Here is a 17,664-nt window from a genome sequence, read left to right as displayed (position 1 = left end):
GTCGCGCCGCGGTCCCCGAGGACCACGCTGGAACGCAGGACTTCCGTACCGCGAAAGGCAGTTGTCGCGCCATGCCCCCCACCGCGCAGCACCCCGGCACCGCTGAGCCCCTGACCGGCGTCCCCGTCGTGGACATCACCGCCACCGGACCGGGCCGCACCCCGATCCAGCAGGTCATGGGCCTGATGCGGGAGCACGGCCCAGTGCTGGTACGTCGGCTGCACGGACGGGACACCCTGTTCGTCGCCGACACCGACCTGGTCGCCGACCTCGCTGACGAGCAGCGGTTCGCCAAGCACGTCGGGCCCGCCCTGGAGAACGTCCGCGCGTTCGCCGCCGACGGACTGTTCACCGCCTACAACGACGAGCCCAACTGGGCCAAGGCGCACGACATCCTGATGCCCGCCTTCGCGCTCGGCTCGATGCGCACCTACCACCCGGTGATGCTGAGGGTCGCCCGCCGGCTGATCGCGTCCTGGGACCGGGCCGCCCGCGACGGCCGGCCGGTGGACGTACCGGACGACATGACCCGGATGACCCTCGACACCATCGGCCTCGCCGGCTTCGGCTACGACTTCGGCTCCTTCGAGCGCACCGAACCCCACCCCTTCGTCGAGTCCATGGTCCGCTGCCTGGAGTGGAGCATGACCCGCCTGGCCCGCAGGCCCGGCACCGACCACTCGGCGGCCGACGCCGCCTTCCGGGCCGACGCCGACCACCTCGCCCAGGTCGTGGACGACGTCATCGCCTCCCGCACCGGCACCGACCAGAGCACGGCGGAGGACCTGCTCGGCCTGATGCTGTCCGCCCGGCACCCCGACGACGGCACCACCCTGGACCGGGCCAACATCCGCAACCAGGTCATCACCTTCCTCATCGCCGGCCACGAGACCACCTCCGGCGCGATGTCCTTCGCCCTGTACTACCTGGCCAAGCACCCCACCGCGCTCCGGCTCGTACAGCGCGAGACGGACGCGCTCTGGGGCGACACGCCGGACCCGGAGCCCGGCTACGACGAGGTCGGCCGCCTCACCTACACCCGGCAGGTGCTCAACGAGGCACTGCGGCTGTGGCCGACCGCCGCCGCGTTCAGCCGGCACGCCCTCGACGACACCCTGCTCGGCGGACGGGTGCCGCTGACGGCCGGCCAGTCCGTCACGGTGCTCGCGCCGATGCTGCACCGGCAGCCGGTCTGGGGTGACAACCCCGAGCTCTTCGACCCCTCCCGGTTCACCCCGGAGGCCGAGGCGGCCCGCCCGGTGCACGCCTTCAAGCCCTTCGGCACCGGTGAACGCGCTTGCATCGGAAGGCAGTTCGCCCTGCACGAGGCAACCATGCTGCTGGCCATGCTGGTGCACCGCTACCGGATCCAGGACCACGACCGGTACGCGCTCACGGTCAAGGAGACCCTCACCCTCAAGCCCGAGGGCTTCACCCTGACCCTCGCCCCGCGCACCCCAGCCGACCGCCTCCACCCGCCGTTGCCCGGTGCCCGGCCGGCGGCCGTCCAGGACCCGCGGCCGACGGCCGCCCTCCCGGCCCGGGTCCGCACCGGCACCGGCGCCCTCCTGCTGCACGGCAGCAACTACGGCACCTGCCGGGACTTCGCCGCCCGGCTCGCCGACGAGGCGGCCGGCATCGGCTGCGACACCGAGGTGGCGGCGCTGGACGCGTACGCCGCCGGGCTGCCCACCGACCGGCCGGTGGTCATCACCGCCGCCTCCTACAACGGGCGTCCCACCGACGACGCCACCGCCTTCGCCGCCTGGCTCGACAGCACCCCCGACCTCACCGGCGTGACCTACGCGGTGCTCGGCGTCGGCGACCGCAACTGGGCCGCCACCTACCAGCACGTCCCGACCCGGATCGACACCCGACTGGCCGAACTCGGCGCCACCCGCCTCACCGGCCGCGCCGCCGCCGACGCCTCCGGCGACCTGACCGGCACGGTCCGCGACTTCACCGCCGGGCTGCGCACCGCCCTGCTGGAGCGGTACGGCGACCCCGACGCCACCCCCTCGGCGGCCCCGGAGCCCACCACCGCGTACCAGGTCCGGGCCCTGACCGGCGGTCCCCTCGACGCCCTCGCCGAACGCCACGGACTCGTCCCGATGACCGTCACCGAGGCCTACGACCTCACCGCCGCCGGGCACCCCCGCACCAAGCGTTTCCTGCGCGTGGCCCTGCCCGCCGGCGTCACCTACCGCACCGCCGACCACCTGACCGTGCTCCCCGCCAACGACCCGGCCCTCGTCACGCGCGCCGCCACCGCTCTCGGCGTCGATCCGGAAACCGTCCTCGACATCCGCTCCACCCGCCCCCGACGCGACGGCCTGGCGGTCGACCGGCCGCTGACGGTGCGTGAACTGCTCACCCGGCACGTCGAGTTGCAGGAGCGCCCGAACGCCGAGCAGCTGTCCCTGCTCTCCGACGCCAACCCCTGCCCGCCGGAGCGGGCCGCCCTGGCCGCCCTGGCCTCGGAGGATGGCGACCCGCGCACCCTGGTCGAGATCCTCGAGGGCCACCCGGCCCTGCGCGGCGCCCTCGACTGGCCCCGCCTCCTGGACCTCCTGACCCCGCTGAAGCCGCGCCACTACTCGATCTCCTCGTCCCCGGCCGCCGACCCCCGCCACGCCGAGCTGATGATCTCCCTCCTGGACGCCCCCGCCAGGTCCGGCGCGGGCCGCTACCGGGGCACGGGCTCCGGCCACCTGACGTCGCTCCGCCCCGGCGACACCCTGCTCGCCCGCGTCCAGCCCTGCCGGGAGGCCTTCCGGGTCGACCACACCGTCCCGGTGGTCATGATCGCCGCGGGCACCGGCCTGGCCCCCTTCCGGGGCGCCGTCGCCGACCGTACGGCGGCCCTCGCCTCGGGCACCGGACTCCCGCCCGCGCTCTGCTACTTCGGCTGCGACGCGCCCGACGAGGACTTCCTGCACGCCGGGGAACTGCGCACGGCGGAGGCCGCCGGTGCCGTCTCGGTGCGCCCGGCCTTCAGCACGGCGGGCACCTTCGTCCAGCACCGGGTCACAGCCGAGGCCGACGAGGTGTGGGCCCTGCTGGCAGCGGGCGCGAAGGTGTACGTCTGCGGCGACGGCGGCCGGATGGCCCCCGGGGTCCGGGAGGCGTTCCGTACGATGTACCGCGACCGCACACCGGGAGGAGACGCCGAGGAATGGCTGAACTCCCTGGTGCGGGAGGGCCGTTACGTGGAGGATGTGTACGCCTCGTCCTGATCGCACCGCACCCCCTGGGCCCATGGTTCCCGAATCCCTTAGCTCACATCGTGAACTAAGGGTTGGGAAAATATCGCTTTCTCACCCCCCGAAGGAGTATGTTGCAGGTCGGGCAGGGTTCGTGAAGGGAGCGGAGCCACATGGCGGGGCGGAACGGGCGCACGGTACGCGACCTCAGGAGGGCCAACCGCACGGCCGTACTACAGCGTCTCTATTTCGACGGCCCGCTCAGCCGCTTCGAGCTCGGCCCGGCCACCGGTCTGAGCTCGGGCTCGGTGAGCAACGTGGTCGCCGACCTGGTCGCGGACGGCCTGGTGGAGGAGGCCGGCAGCGTCGACTCCGACGGCGGCCGCCCCCGCACGCTGCTCCGCGTGGCCCCGCACAGCGGCCACATGATCGGCGTGGACGTCGGTGAGACCAGGGTCCGCGTCGAGCTGTTCGACCTCACCCTCACCGAACTCGCCCGTGCCGAGCGCCCCCTGGAGCAGCAGGGCTACGACGTCGAGGTGATCGTCGGCCACATCCGGGACGGCATCGCCGAGGTGCTCGCCACCGAGGGAGCCTCGCCCGAACTGCTGCTCGGCGTCGGGGTCGGTGTCCCCGGCATCGTGGAGCACACCGCGGACCGGGGCGCCGTCGTGCACGGCCAGACCATCGGCTGGGACGCCGTACCGTTGGAGGAGTTGCTCCGCTCCGGCAGTCAACTCCCCGATTCCGTGCGCTACTTCATCGACAACGGCGCCAAGACCCTGGGCCAGGCCGAGATGTGGTTCGGAGCCGGACGCGGCGCGGACAACGCGGTCGTGGTGCTGTTCGGCTCCGGCGTCGGCGCCTGCCTGGTCTCCGCCGAGGTGGAGCACGGCCGGGCGGTGGAGTGGGGGCATCTGACGGTACGGGTGCGGGGCCGCCGGTGCCGTTGCGGCGCGCTCGGCTGCCTGGAGGCGTACGCCGGCGCCGAGTCGCTGCTCGCCCGCTGGCGCGAGGAGGGCGGCCGGCCCGCCGAGGGCACCGACGAGGAGACCGCGCTCACCGCGATGCTGGCCGCCGCCTACCCGCCCGAGGGCACCGAGCCCGACCCGGTCGCGCTCGCCGTCCTGGAGGAGACCGCGGAGTACCTGGGCGCCGGCCTCTCCGACCTGATCAACCTCTTCCAGCCGGAGCGGATCCTGATCGGCGGCTGGGCAGGCCTCCAGCTCGGCGCCCGCTTCCTGCCCGCCGTACGCCGGTACGCGACCACGTACGCGCTGCGCCACCCGGCCGAGCAGGTCACCATCGACCTGGGCCGGCTCGGTCCGGACGCGGTCACCGTCGGCGCTGCCATCCTGCCCCTCGCCGACTTCTTCAGCCGGGGCGGGCGGCGCGCGGAACCGGTGAGCGAGCACCGCCTCCCCGCCTGGCGCACCGCGCTGGAGGAGCGGACCCCGCGCTGACCCGGCGTTTCGCCGCGCCCGGCCGAGGTACTCGCCGGGCGCCCGGAACGACGCCGTGAGGGGAGTACGCCGTGGGAGAGCAGCAGAGTGGCAGGCCGGTGCCCCGCGACATGCCGGACCAGCAGGCCGGTGCCGGCCGGGACCCGTGGGAGGCGGCCGAGGGCCACGACCCCGACCAGGAGGCCGGCGACACCGCTGTCCCCGACACGGACGAGGCGGGCACCGGACTCAGGGGTGCACCGAGCTCGGGGGCGGTGCACCCCGAGGCCCCACCCCCCGACGAGCCCTCGGCCTGACCACCCGCGACCACAGCCACGCCCCCGCCCCGGCGGTCCGGCCGCCGCCTCAGGGACGCGGCATGTTCCCCTGGCTCCGGACGGCGTCTCGGGCGCGGCGACGTTCCCGCGGCTCAGGACGGTCGTCTCGGGGGTGCGGCCGTGTTCCCGCGGCTCAGGACGGTCGTCTCGGGGGTGCGGCCATCTTCCCGCGGCTCGGGACGGTGTCTCAGGCGAACGCGTTCACGCCGGTGAGGCGGGCCGAGAGGTCCCACAGGCGGGCCGCCTGGTCCCGGTCGACCGCCCAGTCCCGCACGCCGGTCGGTTCGCCCGCCACGGCGGGTTCGGCGATGTCGCAGTCCTCCAGGTACACCCCGCCCATGCCCTCCAGCTGCGGGGAGGTCGCCGCCCAGGTCTGGGTCGCCGCACCCTGCGCGGGCGACTTGAAGCCCTGCGGGTTCAGCACGGTGCCCTGCTCGTCGATCCAGCCGCGCTCGACCATCTCCGCACGGGGGATGTGCCGCTGGAGCGGGGTCATGATGCCGCCGGGGTGCAGTGCGAAGGCCCGTACGCCGGCATCCCGGCCGAGCCGGTCCAGGTGCACCGCGAACAGCACGTTGGCCGTCTTGGCCTGGCCGTACGCCTCCCACTTGTCGTAGCCGCGCTCCCACTGGACGTCGTCCCAGCGGATCCCGGAGAAGTGGTGGGCGCGCGAGGAGACCGACACGACCCGGGCGCCGCCGGGCGCCAGGGCCGGCCAGAGCCGGTTGACGAGCGCGAAGTGCCCGAGGTGGTTGGTGGCGAACTGGGCCTCCCAGCCGGGCCCCACCCGGGTCTCCGGGCAGGCCATGATCCCGGCGTTGTCGATCATGAAGTCGACGGTCCGTCCGGAGGCCAGGAACCGCTCGGCGAAGCCGCGCACGCTGTCCAGGTCGCCGAGGTCCAGCTCGTCCACCTCGACCCGCTCCAGGCCGGCCAGCGCCTCGCGGGCGGTCGCGGCGCGCCGCGCGGGCACCACGACACGGGCGCCCGCCTTGCTGAGGGCCTTGGTGGTCTCCAGGCCGAGCCCGGAGTAGCCGCCGGTGACGATCGCGAGCCGGCCGTCGAGGTCCAGGCCCGCGAGGACGTCGTCGGCCGTGCTGTGCGCGCCGAAGCCGGAACCGATCTTGTGCTGAGGAGTCGTAGTGCTCATGGACCGCACGCTACGAATTCGAGTGCGCTCGAAGTCAAGCGACGACCCGCCGCGCGCCACGGGCGTCCGCGAACCGGCTCCGAACAGCGGAAAGCCCCGGCCGCGACGGGGGATTCGCGGCCGGGGCGGCCAATGGTGGGCGCGGACGGCGGTCGCCTCTCGGCGAGATGCTCCACAGGGCTTCAGCCGAACGATCGTCCCTGTGGGCGGAAGGTGAGGCCCGGGGACACTGTCCCGTCCGCTCCCACGGATGGTTCAACGGACAACCTCCCCCCGCTGTTCCGGGGCGGTGCGTGATGCGTGTCACCCACGGGTGGCCGGGCCGTCGGCCACGCGGGCCGGCAGCCGCCCCTCCCGGGTCCAGGCCAGCAGTTCGTCGGCGGACCAGGTGGTCACCACGCGCTCGGCGGGCACCCCGCACTCCTCCGCCCGGGCGCAGCCGCGGATCTGCCAGTCCAGCTGGCCGGGGGCATGGGCGTCGGTGTCGACCGAGAACAGCACCCCCGCGTCGACGGCCCGGCGCAGCAGCCTGCGGGGCGGGTCCAGGCGCTCGGGACGGCTGTTGATCTCCACGGCCGTACCCGAGGCGGCGCACGCGGCGAACACCTCGTCCGCGTCGAACTCGGACTCCGGACGACCGCGCCCCGTGACCAGGCGGCCCGTGCAGTGACCGAGGACGTCGGCGTGCGGATCGCGGACCGCCCGCACCATCCGCCGGGTCATCGAGCGCGCGTCCATCCGCAGCTTGGAGTGGACCGAGACGACGACCACGTCGAGGCGCGCCAGCAACTCCGGCTCCTGGTCCAGCGAGCCGTCCTCCAGGATGTCGCACTCGATGCCGGTGAGCAGCCGGAACGGCGCCCAGCCCGCGTTGAGCCCGGCCACCACCTCCAGCTGCTCGCGCAGCCGCTCCGGGGACAGCCCGCGGGCCACCGTGAGCCGGGGGGAGTGGTCGGTGAGCACCGCCCACTCGTGGCCGAGCGCGGCCGCGGTACGCCCCATCTCCTCGATCGGGCTGCCCCCGTCGGACCAGTCCGAGTGCAGATGGCAGTCGCCGCGCAGCAGGGCGCGCAGCCCGGAGCCAGGACCGGTCAAAGGCTCGCCCGCGGCTTCCTCAAGCCGGCGCAAATATCCGGGCAAATCTCCCGCCAGCGCTTCCCGGACCACCTGGGCGGTCTTGGGGCCCACGCCCTTGAGTGATTCCAGGGTCCCGGCCCGCGCCCGCGCGGCCGTCTCCCCGGCGGGCAGGGCCCCCAGCACCTGGGCGGCGGTGCGGAAGGCGCGGACCCGGTAGGTCGGGGCCGAGGCCCGTTCCAGCAGGAAGGCGATCCGTTCCAGCGCCTCGACGGGGTCCATGGCCACCTCCACCGACAGGGTGACCCAGGCAGGTCACTTCCGCCCGCGGAGATCTACCCTCGATTGCATGACCGAGATAGCGAGCCCTCACATCTCCCAGCCACGGATCCTGGTGCTCGGGGTCATGACCGGCAGGCCGGGCACCTTGCCCTTCCGCATCGTGGAGATCGACGGCGAGGTGGTCGCCGAGGCGAGGGACATCACCGAGGTGCTGTCGGTCGCGGCGGCCTACGGCATCACGGTCCACGACCTCGACGACCCCGGCGTGGTGTGCTGGGTGGGCGGGGACAAGTTCACCTGGACCCCCCGCCCACCGCGCCGCTAGCGGGTGGGCCGGGTGTTCAGCCGACCGTCCACTTCTGGTTGGCGCCGCCCGAGCAGGTCCATATCTGGAGCCGGGTGCCGTTGGCCGAGTTGTTGCCGGTGACGTCCAGGCACTTGTTGGCCTGGGGGTTGACGATGTCGTGGGCCGAGCTGACGGCCCACTTCTGGGCCGCGGAGCCGTTGCAGTCGTAGAGCTGGACCGGTGTGCCGTCCGCGGTGCCGCCGCTGGTCACGTCCAGGCACTTGCCGAGCGCGCGGATCGTGCCGTCCGAGCCCACGGTCCACTGCTGGGCCGCGGAGCCGTTGCAGTCGTAGAGCTGTACGGGCGTCCCGTTGGCGGAGTTCGCCCCGGCGACGTCCACGCACTTGCCGGCCAGGCCCTTGATGGCCGCGCCGGTGGCCGTGTCGCTCGTGGTCACCGACACCGAGTCCACCACCAGCTGGGCCGGGAAGGCGGTGGAACTGTTCGGGTCGCCCGGCCAGTACCCGCCCACGGCGAGGTTCAGGATCAGGAAGAACGGCTTGTTGAACGCCCAGGTGTTGCCGCCCACGTCGGCGGGCGTCCGCGTCTCGTAGACGGTGCCGTCGACGGACCACTTGACCGAGTTGGGCGCCCAGTCGACCGCGAAGGTGTGGAAGGCGTCCGCGAAGGCCTGGCCGTTGGGCAGCGAGTAGGCCGCGCCGATGCCGTTCGAACCCGAGTAGCCGGGGCCGTGGATGGTGCCGTGCACGGTCGAGGGCTCGAAGCCGACGTTCTCCATCACGTCGATCTCGCCGGAGTTGGGCCAGCCGACCGAGCCGATGTCGGTGCCGAGCATCCAGAACGCCGGCCACATGCCCTGCCCGCGCGGGATCTTCATCCGGGCCTCGACGTGCCCGTACTGGGCGCTGAACTTCCCCGAGGTGTTCAGCCGTGCCGAGGTGTACTGGCAGGTGCCGTACCAGCACTGGTAGTTGGCGGGGTTCTCCTTCCTGGCCGTGATGACCAGATGCCCCTGGCCGTCGAGGGCCGCGTTGTCGGTGCCCGAGGTGTAGTACTCCCGTTCGTGGTTGTTGACGTTGTCGCCGGTCTCCTGCGTCCACTTCGAGGAGTCGACCGCCGAACCGGCGGCGCCGTCGAAGTTGTCGGAGAAGGTCACGGCGGCCGCGCCGGCGTCGGTGGACGCGGACGCGGCCCGCGCGGGCCCGACGGCGGCCGTCGCGACCAGTGCCGCGGACAGCGCGGCGAAGAGACATCTGCGGAGCAGGCGTGGGGAGGCCACGGCTCTTCCTTCCGTACGGCGGCCGGGCGCGGGGAGGCGGCCGGCCGAGGGTGGGGGGTGAAGGCGTCGCCTCTTGATTTAAGGAGTGAGATAAGTGGGCGTCAATACCCTGGTACAGACCGGTACCGGCGGCCGTGGCCGCCGGTACCGGTCGATCGGGATGTCGTCACGCCTTGCGCCTGCGGGCATGCACCGCGCGACCGAGCAGCCGGCCGAGGAGCAGCCAACCCAGCAGCGCCCCGGCGGTGTTGAGGATGACGTCGTCCACGTCGAAGGCCCGTCCGGTGACCAGCGCGCCCTGCGCCAGCTCCACCAGCAGCATCACGACGGCGGTGAGCAGCAGCACCCGCAGGACGCCCCGGGCGCCCGGCGCGAGCACCGGCACGAGGATCCCGAACGGGACGCCGAGCAGGACGTTCCCACCGATCTGCTTGACGGCGTCACGGAACGCGGGCTGGTCCAGATAGAGCTTGAGGGTCGCGCCGGGATGCAGATTGGTGTGGGCGATCGACACGGACGCCGGGGACGGATCCAGCGTCAGGTCGGCCAGCACGACGGCGAACGCCACCATCGCGGCGAAGGCGAGCGTCATGGCCAGCAACCGCAGGGGGAGGGGGAGCGGGCGGCGCTCGGTGCCGGCCTTGGCCGCCTTGGCGTCCTTCCCGGCGGCAGCCTTCTCTCCGGCGCTCTTCCTGCCGGTGGTCTTCCCGGCGGCAGTCTCCTCGCCGGCGCTCTTCCTGCCGAACGCGCCCCTCCAGCCGGCGGCCGTCTTCTTGCCCGCCGCGCCCTTCCCGGCCGCGGTGTTCTTCCCGGCTGCCGTGCCCTTGCCGGCCGCGGTGGTCTTCCGGGTGGACCCGGCGGCCCCGGCGGTGCCCGCCGCTGGGCCGGTACCGCGCAATCTGTCGAGGAGCGTCCGCTTCCCGGGGCTCGCCGCCTTGGCGGGCGCGGCCCCCTTCGAGGCGGCGCCCGGCCCGGTGCCGTGGCCGCCGACGACGCGTGCGGCCCTGGTGAACAGCCCCGCCCTCGTACCCGTGTCCCCGTTCCTCTTCGTCTCCTCGGTGGTCTCGCCCTTGGTACCGCGCAGGCGCGAGGCGGCGCTGGCCATCAGTCCTCCACTCTCCAACCTTCCGGCGTGGTAAGCCAGTTACCCCCGAAACGCGCGGCGATGCCGGAGGCCCGGCGGCGGCCGGAGCAGACCGCTGGTTTCCGGGTGCGCTCCCTGGGCACTCCGGGTGCGTTCCCGCGTGCCGCCGCGGTCGGCGACGGTCACGATGCTTGGATGCACAAGCGGCGAAGAAGCGACGAATCGGACATCGCGTCGCGCGGCCGGTGAGGAGGCGGCGTATGACCGGACGTACGGCGCTCGCCGCCGCGGCCGAACTACTGGCCTGGTGGGTGGCGCTGGCCCTGCTCTGGCTGGTGTTCATCAGCACCGTCGACACCCTGGAGCGGATCGTCGGTGCGAGCGTGGCGGCGATCGGCGCGCTGGTGGCGCGGGCCGGCCGGCGGGCGGTGACCTGGCGGTGAACGGCTGGATCCTCGCGGCGACCGTGCTGCTGGCCGGGGGAGCGGGTACCGCCCTGTGGGGGGTGGCCACCGGCCCGTTGAGCCGCCGCGTGGTCGCCCAGAACCTGTCCACCTCGGTGGTCTGCGCGAGCCTGCTGCTGCTCGCCCAGGGCTACGACCGTACGGCCTATGTCGACCTCGGCCTGCTGCTGGCCGTGCTGGGCCCGGTCGGCACCCTCGTCTTCGCCCGGCTGCTCGCCGAGGACCTGACGGACGACCGGGCCGCCGCCTGGGGCCTGACCTGGACGACGGTCGGCGTGGACGCGGCCGTCGTGGTCGCCCTGTGCGTGGCGGCCGGGCCGGGCCGGGCGATGGTGAAACTCCTGGTCGTCGGGGCGCTGCTGATCGGTGGGAACCTGGTCGCCTCCCGGGCGCTGTCCGGCGGATTCCAGGGGGTGCGCGGTGGCTGACGCGGTGATCGTCGTCGCGCTGCTGCTCACCGCGGGCGCGGCGACCGCGGCCGTGGCGGTCCGGGACCCGGCTCGCCAGGCTCTGGTCCTGTCCCTGCTCGGCCTGTTCCTCGGCGTCGTGTTCACCGTGCTCCAGGCCCCGGACGTGGGCCTCTCCCAGCTCGCCGTCGGCTCGGCGCTGACCCCGCTGCTGATCATGCTGTCGGTGCGCAAGGTGCGACGGCGCGGGAAGGAAGGCGGGAAGTGAGCCGTTTCTTCAGACTCCGGGTGCTGGCGTTCGGCGGGGCGGGGCTGGCGGCGCTGCTGGTCGCCGCCTGCTTCGACCTGCCCGGCTTCGGCGGCGGCAGCCACCCGTACGGGGACCGCGCCGTGCGCGCCTCCCTCGCCCGGCGGACCGCCAACGTCATCTCCTCCGTCAACTTCGACCAGCGGGCCTACGACACCCTCGGCGAGATGAGCATCCTGTTCGCCGCCGTCCTCGGCTGCGTGGTCCTGCTCCGGCAGAACCGGGACGAACACCGGGATCGCCCGGAGCCCACCGAAGTGGCCCTGCCGGTCCGCCGGTACGCCCTCCTGGTGCTGCCCGTCGCCCTGGTCACCGGCCTGTACGTCATCGCGCACGGCCAGCTCAGCCCCGGCGGCGGCTTCCAGGGCGGGGTCGTCGCCGCGACCGCGCTGCACCTGCTGTACCTCGGCGCCGACTACGGCGCCCTGGAACGCGTCCGGCCCATCGGCGTCTTCGAGGTCACCGACTCCCTCGCGGCCTGTTCCTACCTGGTCCTCGGCCTCGCCGGAGTGCTGGCCGGCACCGCCTTCCTCGCCAACACCCTGCTGCCGTACGGCACCTTCAACACGCTGTCCTCCGGCGGCACGGTCCCCCTGCTGAACGCGGCCATCGGCATGGAGGTGGCGAGCGCGGTCGTGGTGCTGCTCGCCCGCTTCCTCGACCAGGCCGTCGAGATCGAGGAGGAGAAGGGGAGTTGAGCCCGCAGTGACGCACTCCGTGATGCACGTCTTCCCGTACCTGGTCGCCGTCTGGATCTTCCTGACGGGTTGTTACGGCCTCGCCACCAGCCGGAACCTGATCCATGCCGTCGGCTGTCTGGCCGTCGTCCAGTCGTCGACGTACGTCCTGCTGCTCGCCGTCGGCTACCGCGACGGCGGCACCGCGCCCGTCTTCTCCGACCTGAAGCCGGGCGCCCGGCCGCTGGTCGACCCGGTCGTGCAGGCCCTCGCCCTCACCGACGTGGTGGTGGGCGCGACCGTCACCGCGCTGCTGCTCGCGCTCGTTCTCCAGATCGCCAAGCGGCACGGCACGGTCGACCCCGACGAACTGACGGAGCTGCGCGGCTGATGCACCACCTGCTTCCGCTGCTCGCGGCCGGCCCGCTGCTCGGCGCCACCCTGCTGGTGGCGGCCGGCCGCCGGCTGCCCAGGGTCGTCGCCGAGAGTTTCGCCTGCGCGGTCTGCGCGGCCACCGGTGTCCTCGCCCTGGTCCTGCTGCTGAACTCCTCGCCCCCGCTGACCGAGTGGGTGGGCGGCTGGCGGCCGGTCCACGGGGAGAGTGTGGGGATCGTGGTGATCGGCGACGGGCCGTCCCTCGGCATGGCCGTGCTCGTCTCCCTGCTGACGCTCGCCGCCCTGGTGTACTCCTGGCACTACTTCGAGGAGCCGCCACGCGGCCACGCCGGTTCCTACCCGGCGCTGATGCTGGCCTTCCAGGCCGGCATGTGCGGGTTCGCGATCGCCGGCGACCTGTTCAACATGTTCGTGTTCTTCGAGCTGATGAGCGTGGTCGCCTACGCGCTGACCGGCTTCCGCATCGACGAGGCGAAGGCGGTGCAGGGCGCGCTGACCTTCGGCGTGGTCAACTCCCTGGGCGCGTACGCGATGCTGACGGGCATCGGACTGCTGTACGCCCGCACCGGCGAACTGGCCATGTCCAGGATCGGCCGCGGTCTGGACGCGTACGGCCGCCCCGACGCGCTGGTCCTGGCCGCGTTCGTGCTGGTGCTCACCGCGCTGCTGGTCAAGGCCGCCGCCGTCCCCTTCCACCTCTGGCTCCCCGACGCCCACGCCGTCGCCCCCACCCCGGTGTGCATGCTGCTCTCCGGGGTCATGGTCGAACTCGGCGCGTACGGCGTGTGGCGGGTGTACGGCACGATCTTCGCCGGACCCGGTGGCATCCCGGCGGCCGACCTGGAGCGGGCCCTCGTCGCCCTCGGAGTGCTCACGGCCGTGGTCGGCGCGGTCATGTGCTGGCACCAGCGGCACATCAAACGGCTGCTGGCCAACTCCACCATCGCCCACACCGGGCTGTTCCTCGCCGCCCTGGGCGTCCTCACCCCGGAGGGCGACGACGGGGCCGCCCTCTACATCCTCGGCCACGCGGGTGTGAAGGCCGCCCTGTTCGCCTGCACGGGCATCCTCCTGGACCGCTACGGCAACGTCGACGAACGCGCGCTGCACGGACGCGGACGCGACCTGCGCACGGTGGGTGTCCTGTTCGCCATCGGCGGGCTGGCCCTCGCCGGTCTGCCGCCGTTCGGCACCGGGATCGGCAAAGCGGTGTCCGAGGAGGCGGTCGGCGGACCGCTCACGGTGCTGTTCGTCCTGGCGTCCGCGGTGACGTCGGGCGCGGTGCTGCGGGTGGCCGCCCGGGTCTTCCTCGGCCTCGGAGCCCCGCCGCCCAAGGGCGCCGCGTACGAGACCACCGGTGCCGACGAGGAGCCGGAGACGTCGGGCAGACTGGACCGGATCCCGGGCACCATGATCTTCGTACCCGCCGTCCTGCTGGCCGGCGCCCTCGCTGTCGGTGTCGCCCCCGGCTTCCCCACGGTGGTGTCCCGCGCGGTCGCCGCGGCCGGAACGGGCAGGACCCCGGTGGACGTCCACTGGACGTCCACCGGGGTCCTGCTGGGCTGCCTCTCCAGCCTCCTCGCCGTGGGCCTCGCCGCGGTCGCCGTCGTCCGCCCCGGACTCCTGACGGCCCCGAGCTGGGCGCTGCCGCTGCGCCGGCTCCAGTCCGGGCACGTCGGGGACTACGTGGCCTGGCTGCTGGTCGGCGCCACGGTGCTCGGCGCACTGGCCCTGCCGGGGGTGCTGGGCGGCTGAGCCGGGGGCGCCGGACGGACCGTCACACCGTCCCGTAGGACACGTGCACCTCCGTGAACCCGAGCGAGTGCAGCAGTCCTTCCAGCATGCCGGTGGTGTTGGTCTCGGCGCGCTTGGTCAGGCCGCTGTCCTTGGCAGCCGCCGAGATGTGCTTCACCGCGAGCTTCTGCACCGCCTGTTCGCTGTTGGGGTTGTCCGAGAACAGGTCGCCCAGCCGGTCCAGCAGACCACGCTGCTTGGACACGGCGTAGGAGTGGTCGGCGTCCAGCGCGGCCTTGCCGAGCTGCGCGTGCGGCAGCCGGATGGTGGCCTCGGTACGGTCGCCGTTGACCGTCACGTCCTTCTGGCCGAGCTGCCCGAGGTCGACATAGGCGTCGACCGTGCCCGCGCCGACGTACAGGGTGCGGGTGCCGCGGATCGCGCTGGGCAGGTACTTCGCGTCCTTCTCCAGGTCCACCACGACCTGGAAGTTGCCCGAGGCGGCGTCGTAACGGTTCATGTCCTGGATGGACTTCAGGAGCGCGGGGCCCGTGTTGTCGCGGGTCTCCGTGCCGAACAGGTCCTTGATGCCCGGCAGCACCGCCAGTTTGATCCCGGCGAACAGCACCACAAGCACCAGCACGAACGCGCTCAGCAGCTTCGCCCAGCCGGGCATGCGCCGGGGCCGGGCCTTGACGGGCGTCTCCTTCGTGGAGCTCGCCTTGCTCTCCTTGGTGGAACTCGCCATGTGACGGTCCTCCTTTCCAAGGACACGAATGCCCGCCGAACACCGTGCCAGACCGTGTTGTCGGCTGATTGAGACAGCTGACGCAGTACTGGTACACGCGTGTGCGTGAAGTGACCGGACGGACGTCACCGGACCCCTGCGCGTGCCGCCAGCTCCGCGATCCGGCGCGCCGACGGCGAGCCCGGGTCGGCCGTCACGAGGACGACCTCCTGGTCGTCCTCCGGTACCAGCAGCACATCGCAGTTCAACAGCAGCCGCCCCAGCTCCGGATGGTCCAGGACCTTGGCGCGGTGACCCGGGGCGTGCACCGGGTGTGTCGCCCAGATCGACCGGAACTCCTCGCTGCCCGCGTGCAGTTCGGCGAGCAGCGCGGTCAGCCGCGCGTCGTTCGGATAGCGGTCGGCGGCCCGCCGCAGCCGGGCCACCACCACGTGGCCGAACTCCTCGGCGGTGGAGCTCACGGGCATCAGGCCCTGGCCGAGGAAGCGGCGCCGGGCCAGGTTGGTCGTCCCGCGTCCCAGGTCACCGCCGAGCAAAAGCTGGGCGAGGGGGTTCCAGGCCACCAGGCCGTAGGCCGCGTCGGTGACGATCGCCGCGGTGCCGGGCAGCCGTTCCAGCAGCCCGGCCACGTGCGGGCGCACCCGCCCCACCGCCGGGGTGCCCGTCGGCGGCGCCGCCGAGCCCGCCAGCCGGAAGAGGTGGCTGCGTTCGGCGGGGGCCAGCCGCAGCGCGCCGGCCAGGGCGTCCAGCACGCGCGGGGAGGGGCGGGGACCGCGGGCCTGTTCGAGACGGGTGTAGTAGTCGACCGACATGTGGGCCAGCTCGGCGACCTCCTCGCGCCGCAGCCCCGGAGTCCGGCGCGGGGCGGTGCCGGCCGGCAGGCCCACCGTCTGCGGGCGCAGACCCGCCCGGCGCTCCCGCAGGAAGCGGGCCAGCTCCTGCCGTGCCACCGAGCGCCGCCTTCCCGGTCCGCCTGGTACAGGTGGTCCCTGGCAGGGCGGACGCGGCCGGGGAACCGTGGCTGTCATGAACGATCGCACAGCACTCGTCACCGGTGCCAACAAGGGCATCGGCTTCCATGTGGCCCGGCTGCTCGCGGCGGAGGGCTTCCTCGTCCACCTGGGTTCCCGGGACGCCGGGCGGGGCGCGCGGGCCGTCGCCGAGATCGGTTCCGGCGCGCGGCTCCTCGTCCTCGACGTCACCGATCCCGGCAGCGTCGAGCGGGCCGCGGCCGCCGTGGACCGCCTGGACGTCCTGGTCAACAACGCGGGCGTGCAGCCGGTCGTCGGCCCGCCCGGCGAGACCGCCGTCGCCGACTTCCGGCGGACGTACGAGACCGACGTCTTCGGCGTCGTCGCGGTCACCAACGCCTTCCTGCCCGTCCTGCGCCGCTCCGCCCACCCGCGCGTCGTCAACGTCTCCAGCGGCGCCGCCTCCCTCACCTGGAGTACCCACCCCAATCCGCAGTTCGCGCACGGCAGCCCCAGGTCCGCCGCCTACCGCTCCGCCAAGGCCGCCCTCAACGCGCTGACCGTCCTGTACGCCCAGGAACTGGCCGCGGACGGCATCAAGGTCAACGCCCTGGCCCCGGGGGCGCGGGCCACCGACCTGGTCCCCGGTCTGGCCGGCCGGGGCGGCGATCCGGCCGAGGGCGCCCGCGGTGCCGTACGGCTGGCGCTGCTGCCCGACGACGGTCCGACCGGCGGGTTCTTCTCCTGGGACGGCACACCCGTGCCGTGGTGAGAGCGCCACGGTCCGTAGCATGAGGCCGTAGGCCCGTATTGATCATGCGAGGAGCGGATCGTGCGAGACATCGCCGTCTTCAGCGGCAGCGCCCACCCCGAGCTGGCCGAGGAGGTCTGCGCGCACCTCGGGGTGCCGCTCAGCCCGACCCGGGTCAGCAGGTTCGCCAACGACTGTCTGGAGGTGCAGCTCCAGGCCAACTGCCGGGAGCGGGACGTCTTCCTGATCCAGCCCCTGGTCCGGCCGGTGCAGGAGCACCTGGTGGAGCTGCTGCTGATGTGCGACGCGGCCCGGGGCGCCTCGGCGGGCCGGATCACCGTCGTCATGCCGCACTACTCCTACGCCCGCTCCGACAAGAAGGACGCCCCGCGCATCTCGCTCGGCGGCCGGCTGGTCGCCGACCTGATGGTGGCCGCGGGTGCGAGCCGGGTGCTCGCGATGACCCTGCACGCCCCGCAGGTGCACGGGTTCTTCTCGGTGCCCGTCGACCATCTGCACGCGCTGCGGGAGCTGGCCGCGCACTTCCGGCGGTACGACCTCACCCGCACCACCGTCGTCTCGCCGGACCTCGGCAACGCCAAGGAGGCCGCCGCCTTCGCCCGGCTGATCGGCGCGCAGGTGGCGGCCGGCGCCAAGCAGCGGTTCGCCGACGACCGGGTCGTCATCAGCTCGGTCATCGGCGAGGTCGCGGACCGGGACGTGATCGTGCTCGACGACGAGATCGCCAAGGGCAGCACGGTCATCGAACTCCTGGAGCGGCTGAGGGAGCTGGGCCCGCCGCGGTCGATCCGGATCGCCTGCACGCACGGGCTGTTCGCGGCGGGCGCCCTGAAGCGGCTGACCGAGCAGCCCGACGTGCTGGAGATCGTCTGCACCAACACGGTGCCGGTGCCCGTCGAAGAGCACACCGACAAGCTGCGGATCCTGTCCATCGCCCCGGCGCTGGCCGAGGCCGTACGCCGTATTCACAACGGCGAGTCCGTGAGCGCCCTGTTCGAAGAGCCGCGCAACCTCTAGACAGGAGGGAGG

The 17,664-nt window shown here is 73.2% G+C and carries 17 protein-coding genes and 1 pseudogene; 12 read left to right on the top strand and 6 right to left on the bottom strand.

Going from position 1 to position 17,664, the window contains the following annotated elements:
* Positions 1–71: 71 nt before the first annotated feature.
* From AAW13_RS03530 to AAW13_RS03520, 3 genes are all read left to right on the top strand, one after another.
* Complete coding sequence (locus tag AAW13_RS03530) at positions 72–3,236, top strand: bifunctional cytochrome P450/NADPH--P450 reductase (protein ID WP_046733930.1); 3,165 nt, start codon at positions 72–74, stop codon at positions 3,234–3,236.
* A 140-nt stretch (positions 3,237–3,376) separates the two neighbouring features.
* Positions 3,377–4,666 (top strand): ROK family transcriptional regulator, encoded by a 1,290-nt coding sequence (locus tag AAW13_RS03525; RefSeq protein ID WP_046733929.1) that lies wholly within the window; start codon positions 3,377–3,379, stop codon positions 4,664–4,666.
* Between the two features lie 110 nt (positions 4,667–4,776).
* The gene (locus tag AAW13_RS03520; protein WP_046733928.1) at positions 4,777–4,962 is read left to right on the top strand and encodes a hypothetical protein; all 186 of its coding nucleotides are present in this window, start codon (positions 4,777–4,779) and stop codon (positions 4,960–4,962) included.
* A 208-nt stretch (positions 4,963–5,170) separates the two neighbouring features.
* On the opposite strand, the gene AAW13_RS03515 is transcribed toward AAW13_RS03520, so the two are convergent.
* Both AAW13_RS03515 and AAW13_RS03510 read right to left on the bottom strand, forming a co-directional pair.
* Entirely contained in the window at positions 5,171–6,133 is a 963-nt protein-coding gene (locus AAW13_RS03515) for an SDR family NAD(P)-dependent oxidoreductase (protein ID WP_071659410.1), read from the bottom strand.
* A 303-nt stretch (positions 6,134–6,436) separates the two neighbouring features.
* On the bottom strand, positions 6,437–7,489 hold the full coding sequence (locus tag AAW13_RS03510; protein WP_046733926.1) for a PHP domain-containing protein: 1,053 nt from the start codon (positions 7,487–7,489) through the stop codon (positions 6,437–6,439).
* A 67-nt stretch (positions 7,490–7,556) separates the two neighbouring features.
* Here AAW13_RS03510 and AAW13_RS03505 point away from each other — a divergent pair, with 67 nt between their 5' ends.
* Positions 7,557–7,814, top strand: a complete 258-nt coding sequence (locus AAW13_RS03505; protein WP_046733925.1) for a hypothetical protein — start codon at positions 7,557–7,559, stop codon at positions 7,812–7,814.
* A gap of 16 nt (positions 7,815–7,830) precedes the next feature.
* Here the strand turns inward: AAW13_RS03505 and AAW13_RS03500 are convergent, their stop codons facing one another.
* Positions 7,831–9,075: a glycoside hydrolase family 16 protein gene (locus AAW13_RS03500; protein ID WP_046733924.1), complete on the bottom strand. Its 1,245-nt coding sequence runs from the start codon at positions 9,073–9,075 to the stop codon at positions 7,831–7,833.
* A gap of 166 nt (positions 9,076–9,241) precedes the next feature.
* Positions 9,242–9,706: pseudogene (locus AAW13_RS44030) on the bottom strand (VanZ family protein); the annotation flags it as partial.
* Positions 9,707–10,419: 713 nt separating this feature from the next.
* Here AAW13_RS44030 and AAW13_RS03490 point away from each other — a divergent pair.
* The 6 genes from AAW13_RS03490 to AAW13_RS03465 are packed head-to-tail and all read left to right on the top strand — an operon-like array spanning position 10,420 to position 14,165.
* Positions 10,420–10,602: a hypothetical protein gene (locus AAW13_RS03490; RefSeq protein WP_046733923.1), complete on the top strand. Its 183-nt coding sequence runs from the start codon at positions 10,420–10,422 to the stop codon at positions 10,600–10,602.
* Positions 10,599–11,051, top strand: a complete 453-nt coding sequence (locus AAW13_RS03485) for an MrpF/PhaF family protein (protein ID WP_046733922.1) — start codon at positions 10,599–10,601, stop codon at positions 11,049–11,051. The genes AAW13_RS03490 and AAW13_RS03485 overlap by 4 nt, the downstream gene beginning before the upstream one ends.
* Complete coding sequence (locus AAW13_RS03480) at positions 11,044–11,298, top strand: Na(+)/H(+) antiporter subunit B (protein ID WP_046733921.1); 255 nt, start codon at positions 11,044–11,046, stop codon at positions 11,296–11,298. Before AAW13_RS03485 ends, AAW13_RS03480 begins: the two co-directional genes overlap by 8 nt.
* The gene (locus tag AAW13_RS03475; RefSeq protein WP_046733920.1) at positions 11,295–12,035 is read left to right on the top strand and encodes an MnhB domain-containing protein; all 741 of its coding nucleotides are present in this window, start codon (positions 11,295–11,297) and stop codon (positions 12,033–12,035) included. The genes AAW13_RS03480 and AAW13_RS03475 overlap by 4 nt, the downstream gene beginning before the upstream one ends.
* Before the next feature lie 22 nt (positions 12,036–12,057).
* On the top strand, positions 12,058–12,405 hold the full coding sequence (locus AAW13_RS03470; protein ID WP_046733941.1) for a sodium:proton antiporter: 348 nt from the start codon (positions 12,058–12,060) through the stop codon (positions 12,403–12,405).
* The gene (locus AAW13_RS03465; protein WP_046733919.1) at positions 12,405–14,165 is read left to right on the top strand and encodes a complex I subunit 5 family protein; all 1,761 of its coding nucleotides are present in this window, start codon (positions 12,405–12,407) and stop codon (positions 14,163–14,165) included. Before AAW13_RS03470 ends, AAW13_RS03465 begins: the two co-directional genes overlap by 1 nt.
* Before the next feature lie 22 nt (positions 14,166–14,187).
* Here AAW13_RS03465 and AAW13_RS03460 read toward each other — a convergent pair whose 3' ends face one another.
* Together AAW13_RS03460 and AAW13_RS03455 are read right to left on the bottom strand one after the other, a co-directional pair.
* Positions 14,188–14,820 carry a DUF4230 domain-containing protein gene (locus AAW13_RS03460; RefSeq protein ID WP_420855427.1) on the bottom strand — a complete coding sequence of 211 codons (633 nt, stop codon included), beginning with the start codon at positions 14,818–14,820 and terminating at the stop codon, positions 14,188–14,190.
* Positions 14,821–15,017: 197 nt separating this feature from the next.
* Positions 15,018–15,842, bottom strand: a complete 825-nt coding sequence (locus AAW13_RS03455) for a helix-turn-helix transcriptional regulator (RefSeq protein ID WP_046733917.1) — start codon at positions 15,840–15,842, stop codon at positions 15,018–15,020.
* Positions 15,843–15,918: 76 nt separating this feature from the next.
* On the opposite strand from AAW13_RS03455, the gene AAW13_RS03450 reads away from it, so the two are divergent.
* Positions 15,919–16,635: an SDR family oxidoreductase gene (locus AAW13_RS03450; protein WP_046733916.1), complete on the top strand. Its 717-nt coding sequence runs from the start codon at positions 15,919–15,921 to the stop codon at positions 16,633–16,635.
* A gap of 60 nt (positions 16,636–16,695) precedes the next feature.
* Positions 16,696–17,652, top strand: coding sequence for a ribose-phosphate diphosphokinase (locus tag AAW13_RS03445; RefSeq protein ID WP_046733915.1), 957 nt, complete (start codon positions 16,696–16,698; stop codon positions 17,650–17,652).
* The last annotated feature ends 12 nt before the right edge of the window (positions 17,653–17,664 follow it).

Origin of the sequence: Streptomyces humi, from assembly GCF_001005085.2 — a bacterium.
Taxonomy (GTDB): domain Bacteria; phylum Actinomycetota; class Actinomycetes; order Streptomycetales; family Streptomycetaceae; genus Streptomyces; species Streptomyces humi.
The sequence above is the reverse complement of the archived record's forward strand: the minus strand, read 5'-3'. Positions and strand labels throughout refer to the sequence as shown.

Coding starts and splice junctions, on each gene's coding strand:
- AAW13_RS03530 (WP_046733930.1), top strand. CDS start 72: ATGCCCCCCACCGCGCAGCACCCCGGCACCGCTGAGCCCCTGACCGGC.
- AAW13_RS03525 (WP_046733929.1), top strand. CDS start 3,377: ATGGCGGGGCGGAACGGGCGCACGGTACGCGACCTCAGGAGGGCCAAC.
- AAW13_RS03520 (WP_046733928.1), top strand. CDS start 4,777: ATGCCGGACCAGCAGGCCGGTGCCGGCCGGGACCCGTGGGAGGCGGCC.
- AAW13_RS03515 (WP_071659410.1), bottom strand. CDS start 6,133: ATGAGCACTACGACTCCTCAGCACAAGATCGGTTCCGGCTTCGGCGCG.
- AAW13_RS03510 (WP_046733926.1), bottom strand. CDS start 7,489: ATGGACCCCGTCGAGGCGCTGGAACGGATCGCCTTCCTGCTGGAACGG.
- AAW13_RS03505 (WP_046733925.1), top strand. CDS start 7,557: ATGACCGAGATAGCGAGCCCTCACATCTCCCAGCCACGGATCCTGGTG.
- AAW13_RS03490 (WP_046733923.1), top strand. CDS start 10,420: ATGACCGGACGTACGGCGCTCGCCGCCGCGGCCGAACTACTGGCCTGG.
- AAW13_RS03470 (WP_046733941.1), top strand. CDS start 12,058: ATGCACGTCTTCCCGTACCTGGTCGCCGTCTGGATCTTCCTGACGGGT.
- AAW13_RS03465 (WP_046733919.1), top strand. CDS start 12,405: ATGCACCACCTGCTTCCGCTGCTCGCGGCCGGCCCGCTGCTCGGCGCC.
- AAW13_RS03460 (WP_420855427.1), bottom strand. CDS start 14,820: ATGCCCGGCTGGGCGAAGCTGCTGAGCGCGTTCGTGCTGGTGCTTGTG.
- AAW13_RS03450 (WP_046733916.1), top strand. CDS start 15,919: ATGAACGATCGCACAGCACTCGTCACCGGTGCCAACAAGGGCATCGGC.